The 20,934-nt window shown below is 37.4% G+C and carries 14 protein-coding genes and 5 tRNA genes; 9 read left to right on the top strand and 10 right to left on the bottom strand.

Annotation, left to right across the window (positions count from 1 at the left end; all coding sequences use genetic code 11):
• Nucleotides 1-18 precede the first annotated feature (18 nt).
• The 9 genes from JMN12_RS08545 to JMN12_RS08505 form a co-directional block, all read right to left on the bottom strand.
• Complete coding sequence (locus JMN12_RS08545) at nucleotides 19-945, bottom strand: tyrosine-type recombinase/integrase (RefSeq protein WP_088594589.1); 927 nt, start codon at nucleotides 943-945, stop codon at nucleotides 19-21.
• 334 nt (nucleotides 946-1,279) lie between these two features.
• Entirely contained in the window at nucleotides 1,280-3,778 is a 2,499-nt protein-coding gene (locus tag JMN12_RS08540; RefSeq protein ID WP_203138630.1) for a tetratricopeptide repeat protein, read from the bottom strand.
• Between the two features lie 70 nt (nucleotides 3,779-3,848).
• Entirely contained in the window at nucleotides 3,849-4,553 is a 705-nt protein-coding gene (locus JMN12_RS08535) for a slipin family protein (protein ID WP_203138629.1), read from the bottom strand.
• A gap of 255 nt (nucleotides 4,554-4,808) precedes the next feature.
• On the bottom strand, nucleotides 4,809-5,078 hold the full coding sequence (locus tag JMN12_RS15260; protein ID WP_238423858.1) for a hypothetical protein: 270 nt from the start codon (nucleotides 5,076-5,078) through the stop codon (nucleotides 4,809-4,811).
• A 308-nt stretch (nucleotides 5,079-5,386) separates the two neighbouring features.
• Nucleotides 5,387-6,322 carry a helix-turn-helix domain-containing protein gene (locus tag JMN12_RS08525; protein ID WP_203138627.1) on the bottom strand — a complete coding sequence of 312 codons (936 nt, stop codon included), beginning with the start codon at nucleotides 6,320-6,322 and terminating at the stop codon, nucleotides 5,387-5,389.
• A gap of 15 nt (nucleotides 6,323-6,337) precedes the next feature.
• Nucleotides 6,338-7,216 carry a hypothetical protein gene (locus JMN12_RS08520; protein WP_203138626.1) on the bottom strand — a complete coding sequence of 293 codons (879 nt, stop codon included), beginning with the start codon at nucleotides 7,214-7,216 and terminating at the stop codon, nucleotides 6,338-6,340.
• Nucleotides 7,217-7,288: 72 nt separating this feature from the next.
• The gene (gene carB, locus JMN12_RS08515; RefSeq protein WP_203138624.1) at nucleotides 7,289-10,141 is read right to left on the bottom strand and encodes a carbamoyl-phosphate synthase large subunit; all 2,853 of its coding nucleotides are present in this window, start codon (nucleotides 10,139-10,141) and stop codon (nucleotides 7,289-7,291) included.
• 74 nt (nucleotides 10,142-10,215) lie between these two features.
• Nucleotides 10,216-11,154: a hypothetical protein gene (locus JMN12_RS08510; RefSeq protein WP_203138618.1), complete on the bottom strand. Its 939-nt coding sequence runs from the start codon at nucleotides 11,152-11,154 to the stop codon at nucleotides 10,216-10,218.
• A gap of 155 nt (nucleotides 11,155-11,309) precedes the next feature.
• A tRNA-Gly gene (locus JMN12_RS08505) sits at nucleotides 11,310-11,382 on the bottom strand.
• 501 nt (nucleotides 11,383-11,883) lie between these two features.
• On the opposite strand from JMN12_RS08505, the gene JMN12_RS08500 reads away from it, so the two are divergent.
• From JMN12_RS08500 to JMN12_RS08485, 4 genes are read left to right on the top strand one after another with little or no spacing between them, the layout of a single operon-like run.
• A complete protein-coding gene (locus tag JMN12_RS08500) occupies nucleotides 11,884-12,921 on the top strand; it encodes a vWA domain-containing protein (RefSeq protein WP_198472407.1) in 1,038 nt (345 codons plus the stop codon).
• A 1-nt stretch (nucleotide 12,922) separates the two neighbouring features.
• The gene (locus JMN12_RS08495; RefSeq protein ID WP_203093939.1) at nucleotides 12,923-13,825 is read left to right on the top strand and encodes a tetratricopeptide repeat protein; all 903 of its coding nucleotides are present in this window, start codon (nucleotides 12,923-12,925) and stop codon (nucleotides 13,823-13,825) included.
• Nucleotides 13,826-13,871: 46 nt separating this feature from the next.
• Complete coding sequence (locus JMN12_RS08490; RefSeq protein ID WP_203093940.1) at nucleotides 13,872-15,629, top strand: BatD family protein; 1,758 nt, start codon at nucleotides 13,872-13,874, stop codon at nucleotides 15,627-15,629.
• Nucleotides 15,630-15,641: 12 nt separating this feature from the next.
• Nucleotides 15,642-16,400: an SH3 domain-containing protein gene (locus JMN12_RS08485; RefSeq protein WP_009412311.1), complete on the top strand. Its 759-nt coding sequence runs from the start codon at nucleotides 15,642-15,644 to the stop codon at nucleotides 16,398-16,400.
• Here JMN12_RS08485 and JMN12_RS08480 read toward each other — a convergent pair.
• Complete coding sequence (locus JMN12_RS08480) at nucleotides 16,372-16,896, bottom strand: shikimate kinase (protein WP_203093941.1); 525 nt, start codon at nucleotides 16,894-16,896, stop codon at nucleotides 16,372-16,374. The two genes, JMN12_RS08485 and JMN12_RS08480, sit on opposite strands and share 29 nt — an antisense overlap.
• A 135-nt stretch (nucleotides 16,897-17,031) precedes the next feature.
• On the opposite strand from JMN12_RS08480, the gene JMN12_RS08475 reads away from it, so the two are divergent.
• The 5 genes from JMN12_RS08475 to JMN12_RS08455 all read left to right on the top strand — a co-directional run bounded on the left by JMN12_RS08475 (nucleotide 17,032) and on the right by JMN12_RS08455 (nucleotide 20,920).
• A tRNA-Lys gene (locus JMN12_RS08475) sits at nucleotides 17,032-17,104 on the top strand.
• 32 nt (nucleotides 17,105-17,136) lie between these two features.
• Nucleotides 17,137-17,209 (top strand) — tRNA-Lys (locus JMN12_RS08470).
• 37 nt (nucleotides 17,210-17,246) lie between these two features.
• A tRNA-Lys gene (locus JMN12_RS08465) sits at nucleotides 17,247-17,319 on the top strand.
• Between the two features lie 11 nt (nucleotides 17,320-17,330).
• Nucleotides 17,331-17,414 (top strand) — tRNA-Leu (locus JMN12_RS08460).
• A 461-nt stretch (nucleotides 17,415-17,875) separates the two neighbouring features.
• Complete coding sequence (locus JMN12_RS08455; protein ID WP_203138616.1) at nucleotides 17,876-20,920, top strand: SusC/RagA family TonB-linked outer membrane protein; 3,045 nt, start codon at nucleotides 17,876-17,878, stop codon at nucleotides 20,918-20,920.
• Nucleotides 20,921-20,934: the final 14 nt, after the last annotated feature.

Genomic DNA, 20,934 nt, shown 5'->3' with positions numbered 1-20,934 from the left:
TTTTAAGGTTTAACAATTCTATTTATTATCATCCTCTTCTCTGCGTTCGGCTCTTGGATGGGCTTTTTTGTACTGTTTTTTAAGTTCTGCTAAACTTGTATTGGTGTATACTTGTGTAGAAGCCAAACTGGAATGCCCCAGTAATTCCTTAACAGTGTTCAAATCGGCACCATTATCCAACAAATGACTTGCGAAAGAGTGGCGCAATACGTGAGGACTTACGTCTTTCTTAGGTGTAACAGCGCTAAAGTATGAATTTATAATTCGATACACAAGGGTAGAATACAGTTTTTTACCATTTTTAACTAAGAATAAATAGTTTTGACTTTTTTCATTTGCTATTTCCTCTCTTAATTTTAAGTATTCTTTAAGCGTTTCTTCTAATTCTGGTATAATGGGGATATATCGTTCTTTATCGCCCTTACCTGATACTTTGAGTTGTTTTTGAGCTAAATCGACATCGGATAAGCGGAGATTTGCCAACTCGGAGCGTCGTACACCTGTGGCGTACAACATTTCGATTACGGCTCTATCTCTGACTTCATCGAAAGAGCTTTTGCTTGAGAAATAAGATAGTACTTTTTCTATTTCGGCTTCAGAAAAGGGTAATTTTTGTCTCTTTTCTGTTTTCAACAAGAAAATTCCCTTTTCAAACGGGCTCACTTCTATTTGTTTTGTTTTTTTTAGAAAGGTGTAATAGGTTTTCAAGGCGGACAATTTCCGGTTGATACTTCTAAAGGACATTTCCTGTTGGGATAATTGGATAATCCATTTTTTGATATCCTCTTGATCTGCTCTTTCTAAAGGGCATTCCTCTTCCTTATCTTCATATTCACTTTTGATGAATTTCTCAAAAGCCCTTAAATCGTGCTTATAAGCTTCCACCGTATGAATAGAATATTTCATTTCTATTGAAAGATAAATGATAAAGGCATTGATTGACATAGCTTCATTTTTTGTTGATTAAATAAAAAGATATAATCTAAAAACAGAGTGATACTCTTTTTATCATATAGCAAAATAACTAATTATTCTTGAAACTAAATGTTAAATAAGTGTTAAATTTTCAGATTTAAAGTTAAACATTTTATTTAACCTTATAAATGAGATAGTTATATTGCTTTTTTCCATCCTCAATCTCGCAGAATCCTCCTCCTTTCTCTATTTACTTAATTTCAGTGAAGATGTTCGTTTTCGTGAGCAAATGTACAAATAATATTTTGAATCACAAAATAAATTTAACTAAAATATCAATTAATTTTTTCTAACGAGTATTTTCTTATTTATTTAAAAGTTTTTCTTTTTCCTTACGGATTTGTATTAAGCGATAGTTTTCAGTAGCTACTGGATAGGCTGATAACTTGTGCTTTTCTAAGAAACTTTTGAGCTCATTTACTATGCTCTGTGCTGAATAAGCATCGCGTATTTTATGTATCACCCACCAAGTTTCATCAGCTTTGTAGACATCGGTGGAGAGAGTGAGCACTTCGGATATAGATTTGAGTTTTTCGATAAGAGTTTCTCTTAATTTTTCGCGCATTTCGGGGGTTGTACCTATAATCACTACCTTCCATAACGTAGTTTTATCATCGGGGACATATTCCTCATTAGTGACATCCTTCAGTTCTTCTAACAAGTTTTTTGCTTCTTCACTTTCGGCAGTAGCTGGATAGTTAGTTGCTATTTGTTGTAACTGAGCCTGATAAGGTGCTAATCCTTCTAAGCGAGCTGTAGTTTTAGCCTGCAAAAGAGCTATTGCAGGAGCTGCTGCCGTTTCACGATACTGCAATGCTTCTTCTTGCAATCGGCGAGCGGTTTCTACAAATTCACCTCTATTATACTGAGCTGTGAGACTATCAACAAATACTTGAGCAATTTTATTGCGTTCGTGCTGGGTAGTTTCTCCTCCTTGCAAAAGTTTTGCATAATCGGTATTAGGATAATTCGCTAACAGACGACTTTTTGTAGTTTCAGCTTTAGAATTTTGAGTATCAGTATAGTTCTTTTGCAATTCATAAAGGGCTGCAGCTTCAATTTCGGGGGTAGGATTGCTAGCAAGCACACGCTCCAAACGCTGAATAGCTAATTCATTCTCTTTGAACTTAGCTCGATAGAGGACACCTAATTGGTAGAGCGCCTCATTGCGATTGGCTGCCAATTGGTTAATTTCAGTTTCTGTTTTAGGGAGTTTAGCCAGATAGCTATCAGGGGTTTCGACTTGCTTTTCTACAGTTTTTGTTGCAGTTGTTGTGGCTGTAACATTGGCTACTACCCCACTCCCCACTGATGACCAGCGCCAATTATCTTCCAACTTTCTATCGCCCCAATACTGTTCAAACTGCTGTTTGCCATACGCCACACTCATAGGGTTGTAGAAATAGAATTTACCTCCTTTTTCTGGAGCAACATCAGGAGTAGAAAATCCCATACCCGTATTTTTCACTTTGCTTGTTTGCTCTTTTTGAGCACGCAACGCTGCTATTTGCTGCATAGAGTCGATATGCTTTTGGTAATAGGTACGACGTTCGGTTTCGGGCATACGGACTACTTTTAGCACACTGTCGTTCTTTCTTACAACGTACTCTAATTCGGCTATTTTAGCTAAATTATCTCTTTTTCGGCGTACATATAAGTGTTCAAAAGTGTTTTCGGGGGTATAAGTAAGGGTGCTATCCAAATGTTGATAAGCACCTATATAGTCTTTTTGGTCAAAAAACAGTTCGGAAAGACGTGTATGAGCTTTTGCTTTTAGCGGATTATTGTCTTTATTATTATGCAAAGACTGACGGTAGTAATCGGTAGCAACTTTTTTCTGGTCGTTTTTCAACAATTCGGCGTGGGTATAGTAAAGTACATCGAGGTAGTTTTTGTGTTCATAACGATTTTCGAGTTTACGCAAATAGGCTAAAAACTCTGTTTTTTCTTCGGGAGTGAAAGTTTTGTTACGCGCTTTACCCGCTTGAGCTTCTACCCATAATTTACGCGGAATTTTCCAATTCTGTTTTACAACTTTCTCAAAAGCTACCTCAGCTGAATCTTTTTGATGTTGCTTTTCATAGAGTTGTGCAGCGATGAAATAGTAGCGACCGCGCAATGCTTTGTTACGTGTGTATTTACCTGCATTATAGAGGGCATCGGCTGCTTGGGGGTATTGTTCTTGATTGATATAAGCTTGTCCTAAAGTAGCATAAGCCTCAGCCCTATCGTTGCGACGCAATTTAGGATTTTCTTTTAGAAACTCGGTGAGTTTTTCAATTGCTATTTTGTCTTTACCAAGACGAAGATTTGTTTTTTGTGCCCATACAGCAGCTTCGGGGATACGTTCACTCATACCATAATTGGTAAGCAAGTGATTGAAAGCCTCTAAAGCAGGAAAGAAACGCTCATCGTAATAACGCGCTTTTCCCAAAAGCATATAAGCATCGTCTATCTTGTAGTTGCGTTGCACCCCTTTGAAGACCATAGAGTGACGCTGGATAGTTTTAATTGCTTTATCTTCAGCACGCTCGAAATTAGGATTTCCCATACCATCTAACTGTACCTTACCACTGAGCCCAATAGGTTCTACTGGCAAGACTTCACTAAAGTTATCTTGGTACTTTTCGCGCAGTTCGTTAAGCCCTTTAGCATACGCCTCCTCACCATTAAAAAGCACATTATACTTAGTAACAATAGGTTGCATTTGACGGTTGTAGTAGGTATTAGCATTAGGGGTACAAGCTATTACAAGTCCTATAAAAACCCCTACAAAGGTGCTATATAATAAGATTTTTTTCATTATATTTAGTGCTGTAAGAATGGGCGAAGATACTACTTTTTTTGTAAAGTGTGAAATCTTTAACACTAATTTATATTTTTGTAGTAGGCACTTCACCTATTACAAAAGTATGCCTACCCTTGTCGGCTATCTTGGTAATAGTCTCTAAATATTGGAAAAACTTAATATTCTCATCGCCTTTCATTAGTTCAGAAGCGTTCTTAAGGGCTCGAGCAGTAGCTACAGCAGTACGCGCATTTTCGAGTTCGGAAGTAGCACGTATTTTGCTTTCTAATACTCGCGAGAAGAGGTCTTGTACACTTTTAGGAAAAGTAATATCTATCAGCTGTGCTTTTATTATTTTAAGCCCAAAAGTAGCTACTTCGTTACAGAATTCTTCCTCTTTAAAGTCAGTAATATCTTCTCGGCATTCATTTAGTTTTTCGCTACTGAAAGTCGCGATTTTTTGACGTAGTAATACCTGTGCAGCCGCTACTATTTGCTGTTCGGCTATGGCAAAATTATCGGCTTCTACACCAAAATTATCTACAAACAGCTTGGCATTATCCAATTTATAAGCTATATAAAAGGAAAAACGCAAAGCAATATTATCGGCAGTTAATACCTCCTGATTTACCACCCTTACATTTCTTAATTTTTGCGATAGTGATATGATATGCACTTTCTCCCACGGACTAAATTTATAAATACCCGCAGATAGTTCTTGCTGAAAAACATTCTTTTTGAATAGGAGTCCCACAGAGTTAGGAGCTACCTCTAATTCTTTGTAAAACATATAAATACGATTAACAAGTTAATAAAATAAGAAAGAGAAGACCTCTAAACAGAGGGAAAAACAATTAAGTCTCTTAGAAAGCAACAGACGGTATCCTCGGTTTTGCAAACTTTGTTTAGAGTGAGCCGCAGCTCTGTCTTGTCTTTCTTCCCAATAATAATGAATAAAATGGAGTCATTCCCCTTTCGTTATTCCGCAATACCTTATTTTATGAGGGGAAGACGATTTATATAAATAAGTGGCGGTTTGTTGTTTCTAAATCTCCTCCCATAGGATAAAGAAATTCATATACAGTTCCTTAGCAGAAAGTTTAGGATACAGATAACGAATGAGCTTTTTAGTAAGTTTCCCTTTACTCGTTCCTGCAAAGATAAGCTCATCACCTCTATAAATTGTTAGTTGCTTGGTTGCCGTTGAAAAATGCAAGGTAAGCACTTCATTGCCATTTGCATAGAAAAGGAAACTACTTACTACATCAATCACCCAAGGATATTCTTCTTTATAAACTATTTTATCCTGTAACATTTTAAGCAATCGCTTTCCTTTGGATAGAGGTAGCCTCTTTCTTTTCTCAGTAATACGTTCTTCTTCAGGAGCACCAGGCCACGAAGTTTCTTTTCTCTAGCCCGTACGATGTATAGCCACGATACTGTCTAATTTCCCCTGATAGAGCTTGTTAAAATCCATTGCTTTAGGATATTGCGCTAATAGGAATAAGAATAAACGGAGCATAATAGTTATATTTTTATCCTATCTACTTTTAAACTTTAAAAGGTTTTATAACCTATAAGGTGTATATAATCCATAGAAAATCATGATTATTGATTTCACAATTATTTTTCTTTTGGTATTTCATCTGTATATATATGAAATACATTACAAGTAGATTCTGTAGAGACTTGACATGTGAGTAAAGAGTGTGTATTTAAAACACTTTTCTTTACTTTTATAGTACCTATATTTCTTATTACAGAAGGTAAGATCGGATCATAAACTGTGGGGAAAAACACCCATTCATTGCCTATTTTTATTCTATTTTCCTGTTTATTATCAAACATTATTTGAATATGGTCAGAGGAGGTTTCCATAAAGTTATAAGTACCTAATATATCATTTTTTAAATCCTTTTCTATTTCTATGAAACAGTTAAGATAATTAGCACTAACTTTACCTTTATTATAAACCTTTATATTTATGTAATAACATCCATATGTTATATTGTTAATAGAGAGATAATTATTATCTTTAACAGCGCTGAATATAAGCTCTACTTCTGGTTTTAATCCTCTATTAATTATATCTTTAACTTCCCAATCTTCCATAGGTTCAACTGAAAAACCAAATCTTTTGTAATATCTTTTATCTTTTGCCTGATGAGCTGTGTAACTTTTAGGGATAGAGATTATTACAACCATTTCAGTTTCAGAAAAATCAATAGGAATTATTTCAATATTATCTATTTTAGGAATTATTAAGGAATTCAATTTTTGTTCTATACTATCTATTAAAAAGTTTCTTTCAACAAAACTAAAAGAACCTGCTACACTCTTATCATTCTTCTTTTCTTCACTAATACCATATATAATATCTCCACCATTAGAATTAGCCATAGCTGAAATATCCTTGCTAAATTCTGTATTTTTCTTATTGTTATTAGATTTCATAACCTCGTTTAAATCCTCTCCTGATTTAAACTCCAACGTATTACTTTCCATTTCCTTTGTTAGAAGTATATTTTCTAATATTTCTTTACTCCATTTAAAACTCATAATTATTTTCTTTGTTTAAAATATTGAACTCAAATATTCTGAAAGTTTTGGAATACTATCATATAAAGCTCTGGCACTTAAAGAAGATGTTACAGATGATAGCCATCCCATAACTCTTTTAGATAATGAAGATTTGTCATTTTTTGTTTCTGAAATAATCTTTTTTAATTCATCAATATCATTTTCATCCACTCCCAACTTTTTTATTTTTGAATAATCAATATTCTTATTGACCACTATTGTCTGATTAGAATTATCTCCTGTAGATAGATTTATAGGAGCATTATTTCCATAGATATTGTTTGTTATTATATTGTTTGTTTTATCATTATTTTCCTTATTTATTGTATACTCATTTTTAATATTTGGAAATTCACAATCTAATTCAAGTAAAATATCAAGTAATTTATTCTTTGTTTGGTCAATAACATTCTTATAAGAAAGAATATTAATTCCTCTTTCTAATTTTAGTATAGCACCTCTCATTTGATAAAGATTTATCATAGCTTGAGTTTTTTTAGGTAAGGAATTGAAGACATGGGCTACCATCTCTATTGAATATACAATTTTTCCACTTCCTTTTTTTACTACTTCTTCTACAATAGAAATGCTTTCTATAATTCGATGAAAATTTACTGACTCTTCAAACTCAGGGGAAAGATTAAATGGAATAGGTTGTTTTTCACCTCCTAATTCTAATGATAGTTCCATTCTATTAGCTATTTTTCTATATGAAGGGAGCATATCGTCGTTTGGATTGTATCCTTCAGTCTCTTTTTTTAACCATTCTTTAAAAATAGTATTGTTTATTTTATGAGCTATTATTTTTGATTGTAATAACGCATCTGATAAAGTTATTTGATTATTAGCTATTTTTGTAATCAGTGTTTTCATTTATAAATAATTTTGGAGCAAATATACAACTAAAAACCAAAAAGGCAAGCCCGCGCTTGCCCTTTTAGTTTTTTATTTTGAAAGATACATTTTCCTTCTCGTATAAATATCGTAGAAAGCATCATCTTTAAGGCTATCTATAAACAAGATACTTTCGCCAGTAGATTTCATTTCAGGCCCTAGTTTCTTATCTACATTCGGGAATTTATTGAATGAGAACACAGGTTGCTTGATAGCAAAGCCCTCTAAGTGCGGATTGAAATGGAAATCAGTGAGTTTCTTCTCGCCAAGCATTATCTTGGTAGCGTAATTCACATACGGTTCTTGGTAGGCTTTAGAGATAAACGGCACCGTACGAGAGGCACGTGGATTTGCCTCAATGATATACACTACATCGTCTTTTACGGCAAACTGCACATTGATAAGCCCTACTGTATTGAGTGATAAGGCTATTTTATGAGTGTGGTCTTTTATTTGTTGCAACACGAACTCACCCAAATTGAACGGTGGCAAAGTAGCGTTACTGTCGCCTGAGTGGATACCACAAGGCTCTATATGCTCCATAATACCAATGATATACACATTCTCGCCATCGCATATCGCATCGGCTTCTGCTTCTATGGCGCCATCGAGATAGTGGTCGAGTAGCAGTTTGTTATTAGGTATCTTGCGCAAGAGGTCTACCACGTGGGCTTCCAACTCTTCTTTGTTGATAACAATCTTCATTCCTTGTCCTCCCAATACATACGAAGGACGTACCAATAATGGGAAGTCAAGTTCATCAGCAAGTTTGAGTGCCTCATCAGCCGTTTCAGCCACACCAAAACGAGGATAAGGAATATTATTCTCTTTTAGCAGAGTTGAAAAGCTACCTCTATCTTCTGCCAAGTCAAGCGACTTGAAGCTAGTACCTATAATTTTAATCCCATATTTATCTAATTTCTCCGCCAATTTAAGAGCTGTTTGTCCGCCGAGCTGTACAATTACCCCTTCTGGTTTTTCGTGCTGAATAATATCATAGATGTACTCCCAGAACACAGGCTCAAAATAGAGTTTATTAGCGGTATCAAAGTCAGTAGAAACGGTCTCAGGGTTGCAGTTAATCATTATGGTTTCATAACCACACTCTTCGGCAGCTAATACCCCGTGCACACAGCAGTAGTCGAACTCAATCCCCTGTCCTATACGATTAGGACCTGAACCGAGTACTACCACCTTTTTGCGGTCGGTTATTACGCTGTCGTTGGCTACGTATTCCTTACCGTCAGCGGTGCGAATAGGTGCTTCGAAAGTAGAATAATAATAAGGGGTTTGCGCCTTAAACTCAGCTGCACAAGTGTCTACCAATTTAAACACGCGACGTATGTTCAGTTCTTCGCGCTTCTTGTGTACCTCGCTCTCCCAACAGCCCACCATATAAGCAATTTGTCGGTCGGCAAAACCTTTTTGTTTGGCTTCAAAAAGGAGTTCTTTAGGTAGCGTGTCTATTTTGTGACGCGATATTTCTTTTTCGAGCGCACATAGTTCTTCGTATTGTTTGAGGAACCACATATCTATCTTGGTGATTTCGTGTATGCGGCTTAGCGGAATACCCATCTGTACCGCATCGTATATCACGAATACTCTATCCCAGCTCGGGTAGGTTAGTTTCTCAATAATCTGTTCGTAGTTCTTATAGCCTTTGCCATCGGCTCCCAAACCATTGCGTTTGATTTCGAGCGATTGTGTAGCTTTCTGCAATGCCTCTTGAAAAGAACGCCCTATACCCATTACCTCACCTACTGACTTCATTTGTAAGCCAATAGTGCGGTCAGAGCCTTCAAACTTGTCAAAGTTCCAACGCGGTATTTTCACAATCACATAATCTAACGTAGGCTCAAAGAAAGCGGAGGTAGATTTGGTGATTTGGTTTTGCAATTCGTCTAAATGGTAGCCGATAGCCAGTTTGGTCGCAATCTTAGCAATAGGATAACCTGTAGCCTTAGAAGCCAAAGCCGAAGAACGCGATACACGTGGGTTAATTTCAATAGCGATAATATCTTCTTTTTCATCAGGCGATACCGCAAACTGCACGTTGCAACCACCGGCAAAGTCACCTATGCTGCGCATCATCTTAATAGCCATATCGCGCATACGTTGGAAAGTGCGGTCTGATAGAGTCATCGCAGGGGCTACCGTAATAGAATCCCCTGTGTGGATACCCATAGGATCCATATTTTCGATGGTACAGATAATGGCCACATTGTCGTTTTTGTCGCGCAAAAGCTCAAGTTCGTATTCCTTCCAGCCTAAAAGCGCCTTATCAATAAGCACCTCGTGGATAGGCGAGGCTTCCAAACCGCGATTAAGGAGCATATCGAAATCCTCTTTTTTATAGACGATAGATGCCCCTGTACCGCCCAAAGTAAAGGACGGACGTATTACGAGTGGAAAACCAAAGCGTTGCGCGATTTCTTTCCCTTTGAGGAAAGAAGTAGCCGTTTCAGACGGCGCCATAGGGATACCAATTTCATCGAGCAACACGCGGAACTTTTCGCGGTCTTCAGTGATTTGTATGGCATCAATATCTACCCCTATGATTTCTACCCCAAAGTCTTTCCAGATGCCTTTTTCGTCAGCCTCAATACAGAGGTTAAGCGCTGTTTGTCCGCCCATAGTAGGGAGTACAGCATCTATTTCGGGGTGTGCTTTTAGAATTTCCACTAATGATTTAGTGGTGAGAGGTTTCAGATAGACCACATCCGCCATAGAGGGGTCTGTCATAATAGTAGCAGGGTTAGAGTTAATAAGTATGGTTTTGATACCATCTTCGCGCAAAGAGCGCAATGATTGCGAGCCTGAGTAGTCGAACTCGCAGGCTTGTCCGATGATAATAGGTCCTGATCCTATGAGCAGAACACAATGTAGGTCGTTTCTTCTTGGCATTTTATATAGATATTGCTGTGTTTTTAGTATTTACAAGTGCTAAATTTTGTTGTATGGTTAGCATTATTACGGTCTTACGGATAATATTCTATTTCTCGTTTTTCTTCTATTTGGATATCATTCCCTTTAAAATTCTTGACTTTCCCAGATGTTTCTTCTGCTATCAAGACTTTTAGGATTAGATTTCCCATCTTATCATAAGTAAGCTGATAAACTTTTGTAGAAGAAGGTTTTACACCAGTTTTATCCTCGTAATACTCTTCTCTTATTTGATGTGTAGTATTGTTATAAATGTATTTCGTCCTCCCCATAAAATTTCCTAATATATACTCTTGTTTAGATACAAGTACGCCACCCTTATAGTCTTCTATCAGTTCTATTTTCCCATCAGTATCATATTGAGTATGTTTTTTCAGTTGTCCATTAGTATCGTATTGATACACTTCCATATTGTCTTTCTCGCTATAACTCCCTCCAAAAGAGTCTTTCCTTTTTTTCATATAAGCAAGGTCATATTTCTTTACCAAAAGCCTGCCCGCACTATCATATTCGTAGAGTTCTTTATAGTTGATGCCATCATAACCTCCCTTTGCTTTCCTCTCCTTAGAAAGCAGATTTCCTTTGCTATCATACGTATAAAGGTATGTCTCACCTGCCTTGATACCACTTATATTTACAGTTACTGTCTCTTGCAGCACATTGTTAGGCAACTGAGTAAATACCGACAGAGACTCATCGCTTTTCATCGTTTTTAGTTTGCCATCATCGGTATACTCAAACATAATTTCCTTTACCTTATTCCCGTCACTGCTATACGTTTGATAACTCACAAGCTGCCCTTTTTTATTGAAATAATACCTTGTTGAAGAGCCATATTCGTTATATTCTATAAGCGTTTTAACCTTCCCTTTAAGTCCATATTGGTTGAGGAAAGGCTTATATCCGCCCGATGTATGTTGCCCGCGTACAATGGTAAGAGATAAAAACATAAATAATAAGAGTGTTTGCTTCATAGTGATAAAAAAATAGCTACATTTTTCAAAAGAAAAATATAGCTATTGTACTATTAGAAAAGAATATACCACTGTATCTCTTGAGAGTACTGCTTAAAGGGGTACAGGGGAGGGCTTGTGGCGTGATATTCATTTAACAATTAATAATTAAAAAGAGCGAAAAACGGGTCTCGAACCCGCGACCTCAACCTTGGGAAGGTTGCGCTCTACCAACTGAGCTATTTTCGCGTATTATTTATGGCGCAAAGATACAACAAAATTTAATTCCTACAAACTTTTATTCGCTTTATTTTGCGAAAGAGAATCAAACCTTACAGCATCAATATCTATATTCATTTACTTGGAAACAATTTCATCAAGTTGTTTGAAAATAGCATTCATATCAATGTGTTTTGTCTTCTCATTCCACTCTTTTTTATAAAACTCTCCTAACTCACGTTCATTCAAAATATTATTTTCTGAGTAACGCTTGGCTTTTTCTAAAACTATTGGATTTATTTTTTAAACGCTCATAACAATTGATTTTATGAGACAAAGACACTAATTATTTTAAAAATAACAGAAATATAGTAGTTAGTTTTTAGTGGTTAGTCGTTAGCAACTAATAACTAATGTCTAAATTAAGAAATAATTATTATCTTTGCAACGTTTGGCGCAATATTTGATTATCACAATCTGCTTATTACAAATCAACTAATTGCTAAATTTACTTATTTTACTAATTAACTTATGGTTCATATCGACGAAAAAATATATCTTTGGCTCATAGCGATACTCATTCCGCTATTTATCATTTTTGCCTTTTCAATGCTTCGCAAACGCCGATTGCAAAAACAATTTGCCTCCTCATCAACTCTTAGACGTTTAGCCCCCGACCGATCCCGCTTCAAACTGTGGGTGAAGTGGAGTGTTTTGGCTGTAGTGTTCTTACTGCTGAGCATTGCTTTGGCTAATCCTAAAATAGGCACTAAAATTGAGACTGTAAAACGCGAAGGGGTGGATATCGTTTTTGCTATCGATGTCTCTAAAAGTATGCTTGCTGAAGATGTAGCTCCTAACCGTTTAGAAAAAGCGAAACGCATTGCTTTTGAGACTATTAGTCAGCTAAAAGGCGACCGCGTGGGCATCGTGGCTTATGCAGCGAGTGCTTACCCTCAATTAGCGCTCACAACCGACCATTCGGCGGCAAAAATGTTCCTCCAAGGTATGAATACCGATATGCTTTCCTCACAAGGTACTGCTATTCAAGAGGCAATACGTATGGCAAGCAATTATTTTGACGACAAGAGCCCTACAGCCCGCTTGCTCTTTATCCTCAGCGATGGCGAAGACCACGAAATGGGTGCTACTGAAATTGCTTCGGAAGCACAAGAAAAAGGGGTACACATTTATACCATAGGTATTGGTACTGAAAAAGGAGCTCCTATCCCTATAAAAGAAGGAGGCGGACAAACTTATAAACGCGACAGCAATGGCGAAGTAGTAATTACCAAGCTCAACCCCGAACTCTTGCAACAGATAGCGAGCAATGCAGGAGGTGAATACCTCAACGGTGATAACACTCAAAAAGCAGTAAACCAAATTAATAAAATATTAGACGGTACTGAAAAGAGTCAGTTTGACACTCAAAAGTTTGTAGATTTTAAAGATCAATTTCAGTGGTTTTTAGGAGGTGCTTTATTATTACTTCTATTAGATCTTACTATTTTTGAACGCAAAACACAATGGGTGAAGAAATTGAATCTTTTTAATGAAAGAAAAAAGTAAAATGAAAAACATTCTATACATATCATTATCCTTACTCTCTCTCTCTGCTTTTGCCCAAAACAAAGCAGAAAAAGAAGCTCAAAAAGCAATGGCTAACTCTAAAAAATACACTTATGAAGGCAATACTGCTCTCAAAAGTGATAAACCTATACAAGCCGAAGTGGAATATCGCAAGGCAATAGCCGAAGATAAAAACAATGCTACTGCGCAATATAACCTCGGCACTATGTATTACCAACAAAAAAGTTATGACGAGGCTTTCTCCCGACTCAAAAACGCTTCTGCTTCCGATAAGATTAGTGAAGATGAAAAACACAGGGCGTTCCACAACTTGGGCAATGCCTTTATGAAGAAAAAAGAATACGACAAGGCTGTACTCACCTACAAAGAAGCTCTTCGCCATAACCCTAAAGACGAAGAAACTCGTTATAATTTAGCTGTAGCCAAAGAAATGCTCAAACAAAATCCTCCACCTCCACAAGACAACAAGAACAATAAAGATAAAAATAACCAACAAAATCAGAACAATCAGCAAAATCAACAAAACCAAAACAACCAGCAAAATCAACAAAACCAGAATAACCAAAACCAGAATAACCAAAACCAAAACAATAAAAATAACCAGAACAACCAAGATAATAAGGACAACAAAGATCAAGGCGATAACAAGCAAGATAAAAATAAGGATAAGGGTAACGATCAAAAAGACCCTAATCAAAACAATCAACAAGATAAAGACCAAAACGGACAAGGGCAAGGTAGACAACAGCGTCCTTCATCTCTTTCTCCACAACAAATGGAGCGCATTTTAGAAGCTATGAACAACGAAGAGCGCAAAACTCAAGAGAAAATCAATGCTCAAAAAGTAAAAGGACAACGCGCTAAATCTGAAAAAGATTGGTAATAGAAGTGAATAGCAATTCACCTTATTTAACAAATAATAATAAAAAATGAAATACAAGATTATATTCTTTATAACTTTCTTAATCCAAAGTCTCTATGCACAACAAGTAGAGTTTAAAGCCGAAGTGAGTAAAAATCAATTAGGGGCTAACGAACGCTTGCGTATAGAGTTCTCTATGAATAAAGACGGAGATAACTTCACCCCACCTAATTTTCACGGATTTACAGTGGTAATGGGTCCCTCTCAATCAATTTCTAAATCGTGGATTAATGGAGTAAGCAGTTTCTCCAAAACCTATGTCTATATCTTAGAACCTAAAACCAAAGGTAACTTTACTATCGGGCAAGCAAGTATAGAGATTGACGGTAGGACTTACCGCACTAATCCTATTACTATTACTGTTACCGATGCTGTAAAAACTCCTACAATGGAGAAGAATAGCAATGATTATGCTCGTGAAGGCTTATTCCTCTTAACCGAAATATCCAACCCTAATCCTTACCTAAATGAGGCAGTAATTGTTACTTATCGCTTGTACGTAGGTAGAGGTATTGCGGTGAATAACTTCCAAGAATTGAACACTCCTAAATACCCTGAATTCTGGAGTCAAGAGATTAGAGCGAACGACTACCAAGTAGAAGAACGCACCTATAAAGGTCAGGTGTATCGTACTGTTGTGATGAGACGCAGAATGATACTCTACCCTCAAAAAACAGGTAGCATCACCTTAGAACCCTTGAATTTGAACGTATTACTCACTGCACCTACAGGGCAACGCGATTTCTTTGGCGGTCTTGTATACGAAAGTATGGAGCGAAAAGTTTCTTCAGGTAGTGCAGTAATCAATGTAAAACCATTGCCTGAGCAAGGTAAACCAGATAACTTCTCTGGGGCTGTAGGTGATTTTTCATTTGCAGTAAACCTTACCCAACCTACCCTCAAAGCTAATGAAAGTACCCAGTTGAAAATAGAAATATCAGGTAACGGAAACTTCAAATTATTTGATTTGCCTAAGCCTAATTTTCCATCATCATTAGAAGTGTACGCACCTGAACAAAAAGACGATGTACTCCCTTCACTTAATAGTGGGATGAAAGGTCGATTAGAACAAACCTACACTATTGTACCTGAGTACAAAGGTAAATATCCTATCTCTGGACTCTCTTTTTCGTACTTTAACCCTAAAACACAAAAGTATGAAACTGTAAAAACAAACGATTTATGGATAGACGTAACTGAAGGTCCTACCCCAGATAGTGACACTACAGCCAACGAACTAACTACCGCTCCTAAAACTTTAGGCGGCTTGCAAATGAATGCCGACCTCCAAGATATACATACATCTGTATTCTTCGGTTCTACCAGCTACTATTCGTGGTTACTCTTGCCATTATTGCTCATCCCGATAGCTCTTATTTGGTGGCATATCAAAATGCAAAGAGCAAGTGATATAGAAGGAAATAAAGTGAGGGCAGCTAACAGATTAGCAAAGAAATATTTAGGAGAAGCCAAACGCAAATTAGGTGATAAAGGTACGTTCTACGAAGCCTTAGAGCGCGCTTTACACAACTATTTAAAAGCTAAATTGAAGATTGAAACTGCCGAGATGAGCAAGGATAAAATTACTGAATTATTGCTCAACCAAAAGGCTAATGAGGCTACTGTAACACAATTTATGGCATTACTCGCTAATTGTGAAATGGCACGATATTCACAACACCACACCGATGCCTCTATGGAAAAAGATTTTGGAGATGCTGTAGAAGTAATTTCAGCACTCGACAAACAAGTGAAAAATAAGTAATCGCTAAACAAAATGAAAAACAATATTTTTATCTATATCCTTCTATTAGTTTCTGCGCAACTTTTTTCTCAAGATAACAATATCAATCTGTTTGAAAAAGCTGCTCAGCTCTATCAACAAGGTCAATACACTGAAGCTATTGAGCAATATAAAACTATATTGGCTCACGGGAAAGAATCGTCTGCCTTGTACTACAATTTGGCAAGTGCTCACTACAAACTAAATCACGTACCTGAGAGCATTTATTATTACGAGAAAGCCCTCCAGCTCAACCCCGATAATCAGCAGGCTAAGGACGGACTTCTATTGGCAAACCAAATGAAAGTAGACGCTATTGTTCCGCTTCCCAAAACGTGGTTGCGCCAATTCTCTGATGCCGTTACAGGTTTGTTTAGCTTGCAAACGTGGGCTGTACTCTCTATTATAGGTGTCATCGCATTTGTGTTGAGTTTTTTCTGTTACTATTTTTTAGAACAGACTTCTCTCAAACGACTCTTTTTCACCCTGATGTTCATATCAGTAGCGATAGCTGTGGGCACTTATTTTATTGCTAACTTTCACAAAAAACAAGTAGATGGTGAAAAGTATGCTATATTGTTTAATAAAACCGTAAGGGTATTTTCAGAAGCTAATGCCTATAGCAGTGAAGTATTACAACTACACGAAGGCACCAAAGTTGAAATTACTGAAAAAACAAACGATTGGGTAAAAATACGTTTAGCCAATGGAAAAACTGGCTGGACTAAAGTGAGTAGTTTGAAAGTATTGTAAGTATTTGCTGCAAACTTTCCTCTTTAGTTAGTCCGTCCATCGCGAGGCTATGTGTAGCTTGTGTATAGAAAGTATTGCGCTCAAAGAGATGTTTGCGGATAAAATCTTCTAAATCCTCCTTTTTTAGTTCCTTTAGTAAAGGACGGGAAGTGGATTTAGCTAAGCGTTTAGCCAAGCTTTTAGGAAGATATTTCAGGTAAATAGAAACATTTCCTTCAGCTTTTATCAATTCCATATTATTGCCAAAACAGGGGGTACCTCCCCCTAATGAAAGTATACAATCACCTTCTCTTTGCAGGATTTCTTGCAAATAGAAGGTTTCTTTTTTGCGGAAATATATCTCTCCTTTGGTAGCAAAAATATCTTGTACACTCATTTTTTCGGCGGTAGCTACATAAACATCAAGGTCTACAAAAGGTACATTTTTAGCAGCAGCTAAGGCGTCCCCAAGGGTAGATTTACCACTTCCCATATAACCGAGTAAAATTATTTTCATTTGTAATCTATTGGATAGTAAGGGGTTGAAAAATACTTTTAAAATAAAATGCAAAAATAATACTTTTTTTCTTGCTACGTAATAAAAATGTTATATCTTTGCACCCGCAAACAAGAAAATACTGATTGTCATAATGACTCGGTAGCTCAGCTGGTAGAGCACGACACTCTTAATGTTGGGGTCCAGGGTTCGATCCCCTGCCGGGTCACAGGGTTATACAATTATTGTTATTTTTTATAGGACTTGGTAGCTCAGTTGGTAGAGCACAACACTTTTAATGTTGGGGTCCTGGGTTCGAGCCCCAGCCAGGTCACAAGGGTTATACAATTTGTTTTTTTATTTTTTTAAGGGACTTGGTAGCTCAGTTGGTAGAGCACAACACTTTTAATGTTGGGGTCCTGGGTTCGAGCCCCAGCCAGGTCACAAACACGTTAGCCTACGTGGAGAAATTGGTAGACTCGCCATCTTGAGGGGGTGGTGCTCGTTAGGGCGTGCTGGTTCGAATCCAGTCGTAGGCACTTTGGGGATAAGGATTTATATATAAAAAGAGACTATTCAACATTTTGAATAGTCTCTTTTTTATTGCTTCTCTTTTCTTTATTAAAGTTTAAATATATGTATTTATTTCCTATTTTATGAAACTGCTACACAAACTTTCTCTTCAAAAAATCTCACCTCTCCCCTCCCCTTCTCAAAAAACTTTTTATACGCCTTCTCAAATTTAACTACAAAACCTCATTCATAAAAATATTTTATTAATATAACCAATGATTGCATAAATATTTTATTTTATATCGCCAAAGATTACAAAAAAATTATCTTTCTAAATAATTATGTTTTTATGCTGATTTTCAGCTACATATTGTTAAACAAAAGATAAAATATCTAATTCGTAATAAAAAAAATAAGTTAAAACCCTTGTTAATTGTTAAAATATTCTTAACTTTGCCTCGTAATAATAATTTTAATTATATTATATATGAAGGTAAGAATATTAATGTTATTTATCTTTGTGTGTTGTGGCAGCTTGCTATGGGCACAGGAGAAAACCGTAACGGGTGTCGTTACTGATGAAAGCAAAACTCCTTTACCAGGAGTGAACGTAGTTATTAAAGGTACTACGCGTGGTGTTTCAACAGATTTTGACGGGAAGTATACGCTTCGCGCTAAAGCTAACGAAACAATTGAATTTAGTTCTATAGGTTATGTTACCCAAACTAAAAAAGTAGTAGGCAACGGTAATAACCTTGTTATCAATGTACTGTTAAAAGATGAAACGCAACAGCTCACCGAAGTTGTAGTAACGGCTTTGGGTATCAAGCGCGAACAAAAAGCCTTGAGCTACAACGTGCAACAAGTGAAAGCTGAAGAGCTTACCAAAGTGAAGGACGCGAACTTCGTGAATAACCTCAATGGTAAAGTTGCTGGGGTGAACATTCAACGCAGTGCCTCTGGGGTCGGAGGGGCTACCAAGGTGATTATGCGTGGTGCTAAATCTATCACGGGTAATAACAATGCCCTTTATGTGGTAGATGGTATTCCGCTCAACAATGCTTCTTCTGCTTCCGATGGCGGCGATTTCGGTACTCCTGGGGGTGGTGAAAGTATCTCAGACTTCAACCCCGAAGATATCGAGAGTATCAATATCTTAACAGGCCCTTCAGCAGCTGCCTTATATGGTGCAGCAGCTGCCAATGGAGTGGTGATTATCAACACTAAAAAAGGTAAAGAAGGTAAAGTTTCCGTAAACTTCAACTCTAAAGTGGAAGTGCTTACTCCTTTTATTACCCCCGAATTTCAAAACACTTATGGCAGTAGTGGTGAGACCAGCTGGGGTGTTAAATTGGCAACTCCTTCTACTTACGACCCTCTCAAATTCTTCCATACAGGGGTAGTACACAACAACGCGGTAGATTTTTCTATAGGTTCTGCCCAAAACCAAACCTATGTGTCTTTTGCTTCTACCGATTCTAAAGGGATTATCCCTACCAATGGTTACTACCGCCACAACTTTATGGGGCGTAATACTACTCATTTCCTAAACAACAAACTACATTTAGATTTTTCAGCGAGTTATATTTTGCAAGGTAACCAAAATATGTACTCTCAAGGAGGGGTATTCAACCCGCTCACTTCTTTGTACCTCTTCCCTCGCGGTGATAATTTTGAAGAGCTCAAAGCGTGGGAACGCTGGAATCCTTCACGCAAAATCAACGAACAATACTATCCTTATGTAGGTAATGTTGCCAATGGGGTCATAAAGGAAAATCCTTATTGGAATATCTACCGCCAGCAGTTCTTAGAAAAGAGAAAACGCAATATGTACTCTGCTTCTCTTACTTATGATGCTCTTAGCTGGCTCAATATCAGTGGTCGTGTGCGTATTGATAACACTCAAGGAGAGGGCGAAATGCGTGCTTATGCTACATCCGACCAAAGTACAGGGGTAGGTTACTATGGCGAATGGCGTTATACGCTCAAAACAATCAATCAAACCTATGCCGATGTGATGGCTAATATCAACAAAGATTTTGGTAAATATCAAGATGCCGATGGTAATGAACGCAAAATGTTTAATATCTCTGCCAACCTCGGAGCTTCTTACGACGACAACTTGCATAAAGAAGCTGGTTTTAGAGGTAATTTGCACAATATCTCCAATTTCTTCGCTGTGAGCAACCTCGACCCTCGTGGAGGTAAAGTGCAAACACATAGCCATACCCGCAATATAGCTGTATTTGGTAGTGCCGAATTGGGCTGGAAAAGCCGATTGTTCCTTACCCTTACAGGGCGTACCGACTGGGCGTCTCAACTTGTAAATACGAACGATGAAGCGATTTTCTATCCATCGGTAGGGCTTTCAGGGGTTGTTTCCGAATTTGTGAAAATGCCCGAATGGTTACCTTACCTCAAAGTGCGTGCTTCATATACCGAGGTGGGATCACCTATCTCTCGTGAAGGCTTTACTCCTGGTACACGTACCTTTGGTTTTAGTGGTACAGGTATCAGTTCTGACCCCGATTATCCTTTCCCCGATTTTACCGCTGAACGCACTAAATCTTACGAAGCGGGCTTGAATGCCAAATTGTTTAAAAACGCTTTAAACCTTGATGTTACAGTTTATAAATCGAATACTTACAACCAATTGCTTTCTTATGATTTACCTGAATCCAGTGGTTACAAACGTTTGTGGTTACAAGCAGGTAATATAGAAAACAAAGGTATTGAAGCAGGATTAGGTTTCAACAAAACTTTTGGCAACTTTGCTTGGAGCAGCAATGTAACCTATACACGCAACATCAACCTCGTAAAGGAATTAGCTCATCATTACCGCAACCCTATCAATGGTACTTATTTTGATATTACCAAAGTGGGCAGCATTCGCGAAGGTGGTTCTATGACCGATGTGATTACCGATAAACTCCTTAAACGCGGTGCCGATGGCAAATTAGTAGATTCTGGCAAAGGTACTTACGAAATTGATAACACTCGCGAATACCTTATCGGTAATACCGCCCCCGATTTCACTATGGGATGGCGCAACAGCTTCACTTTCTATAAAAATCTATCGCTCGATGTAATGATATATGGTCGTTTTGGTGGTATCGTGCAATCACGCACCCAAGCGTGGCTTGACCAGTACGGTGTTTCTAAAGCTACCGCCGATGCGCGTGACCGTGGAGGCGTAATGATTGACGGTGTGTTGTACGACGCTCGCAAATACTATGAAACCATTGCCAATGGTGGGGTAAGTTTGCCTGCTTACTATAGCTATGATGCTACTAATGTGCGCATACAAGAGTTATCACTTACCTATCGTTTGCCTTTAGCCGAAATGAATAGTATGAAATGGCTCAAATCACTCAGTATGTCGGTTACTGGTTATAACTTAGCTATGTTGTACCTCAAAGCGCCTTTCGACCCCGAATCAACTGCCAATACTAAAAGCTATGGCACTGGTGCCGACTTTTTTAGAATGCCTTCTCTCCGCAGTTTAGGTATCGCTATCAAAGCCTCTTTATAATAAAAACGTTTATT

The organism is Capnocytophaga genosp. AHN8471, assembly GCF_016806945.1.
Classification (GTDB): domain Bacteria; phylum Bacteroidota; class Bacteroidia; order Flavobacteriales; family Flavobacteriaceae; genus Capnocytophaga; species Capnocytophaga periodontitidis.
This window is presented reverse-complemented; position numbering and strand designations above follow the sequence as displayed.

Coding starts and splice junctions, on each gene's coding strand:
- JMN12_RS08545 (WP_088594589.1), bottom strand. CDS start 945: ATGTCAATCAATGCCTTTATCATTTATCTTTCAATAGAAATGAAATAT.
- JMN12_RS08540 (WP_203138630.1), bottom strand. CDS start 3,778: ATGAAAAAAATCTTATTATATAGCACCTTTGTAGGGGTTTTTATAGGA.
- JMN12_RS08535 (WP_203138629.1), bottom strand. CDS start 4,553: ATGTTTTACAAAGAATTAGAGGTAGCTCCTAACTCTGTGGGACTCCTA.
- JMN12_RS15260 (WP_238423858.1), bottom strand. CDS start 5,078: ATGTTACAGGATAAAATAGTTTATAAAGAAGAATATCCTTGGGTGATT.
- JMN12_RS08525 (WP_203138627.1), bottom strand. CDS start 6,322: ATGAGTTTTAAATGGAGTAAAGAAATATTAGAAAATATACTTCTAACA.
- JMN12_RS08520 (WP_203138626.1), bottom strand. CDS start 7,216: ATGAAAACACTGATTACAAAAATAGCTAATAATCAAATAACTTTATCA.
- carB (WP_203138624.1), bottom strand. CDS start 10,141: ATGCCAAGAAGAAACGACCTACATTGTGTTCTGCTCATAGGATCAGGA.
- JMN12_RS08510 (WP_203138618.1), bottom strand. CDS start 11,154: ATGAAGCAAACACTCTTATTATTTATGTTTTTATCTCTTACCATTGTA.
- JMN12_RS08500 (WP_198472407.1), top strand. CDS start 11,884: ATGGTTCATATCGACGAAAAAATATATCTTTGGCTCATAGCGATACTC.
- JMN12_RS08495 (WP_203093939.1), top strand. CDS start 12,923: ATGAAAAACATTCTATACATATCATTATCCTTACTCTCTCTCTCTGCT.
- JMN12_RS08490 (WP_203093940.1), top strand. CDS start 13,872: ATGAAATACAAGATTATATTCTTTATAACTTTCTTAATCCAAAGTCTC.
- JMN12_RS08485 (WP_009412311.1), top strand. CDS start 15,642: ATGAAAAACAATATTTTTATCTATATCCTTCTATTAGTTTCTGCGCAA.
- JMN12_RS08480 (WP_203093941.1), bottom strand. CDS start 16,896: ATGAAAATAATTTTACTCGGTTATATGGGAAGTGGTAAATCTACCCTT.
- JMN12_RS08455 (WP_203138616.1), top strand. CDS start 17,876: ATGAAGGTAAGAATATTAATGTTATTTATCTTTGTGTGTTGTGGCAGC.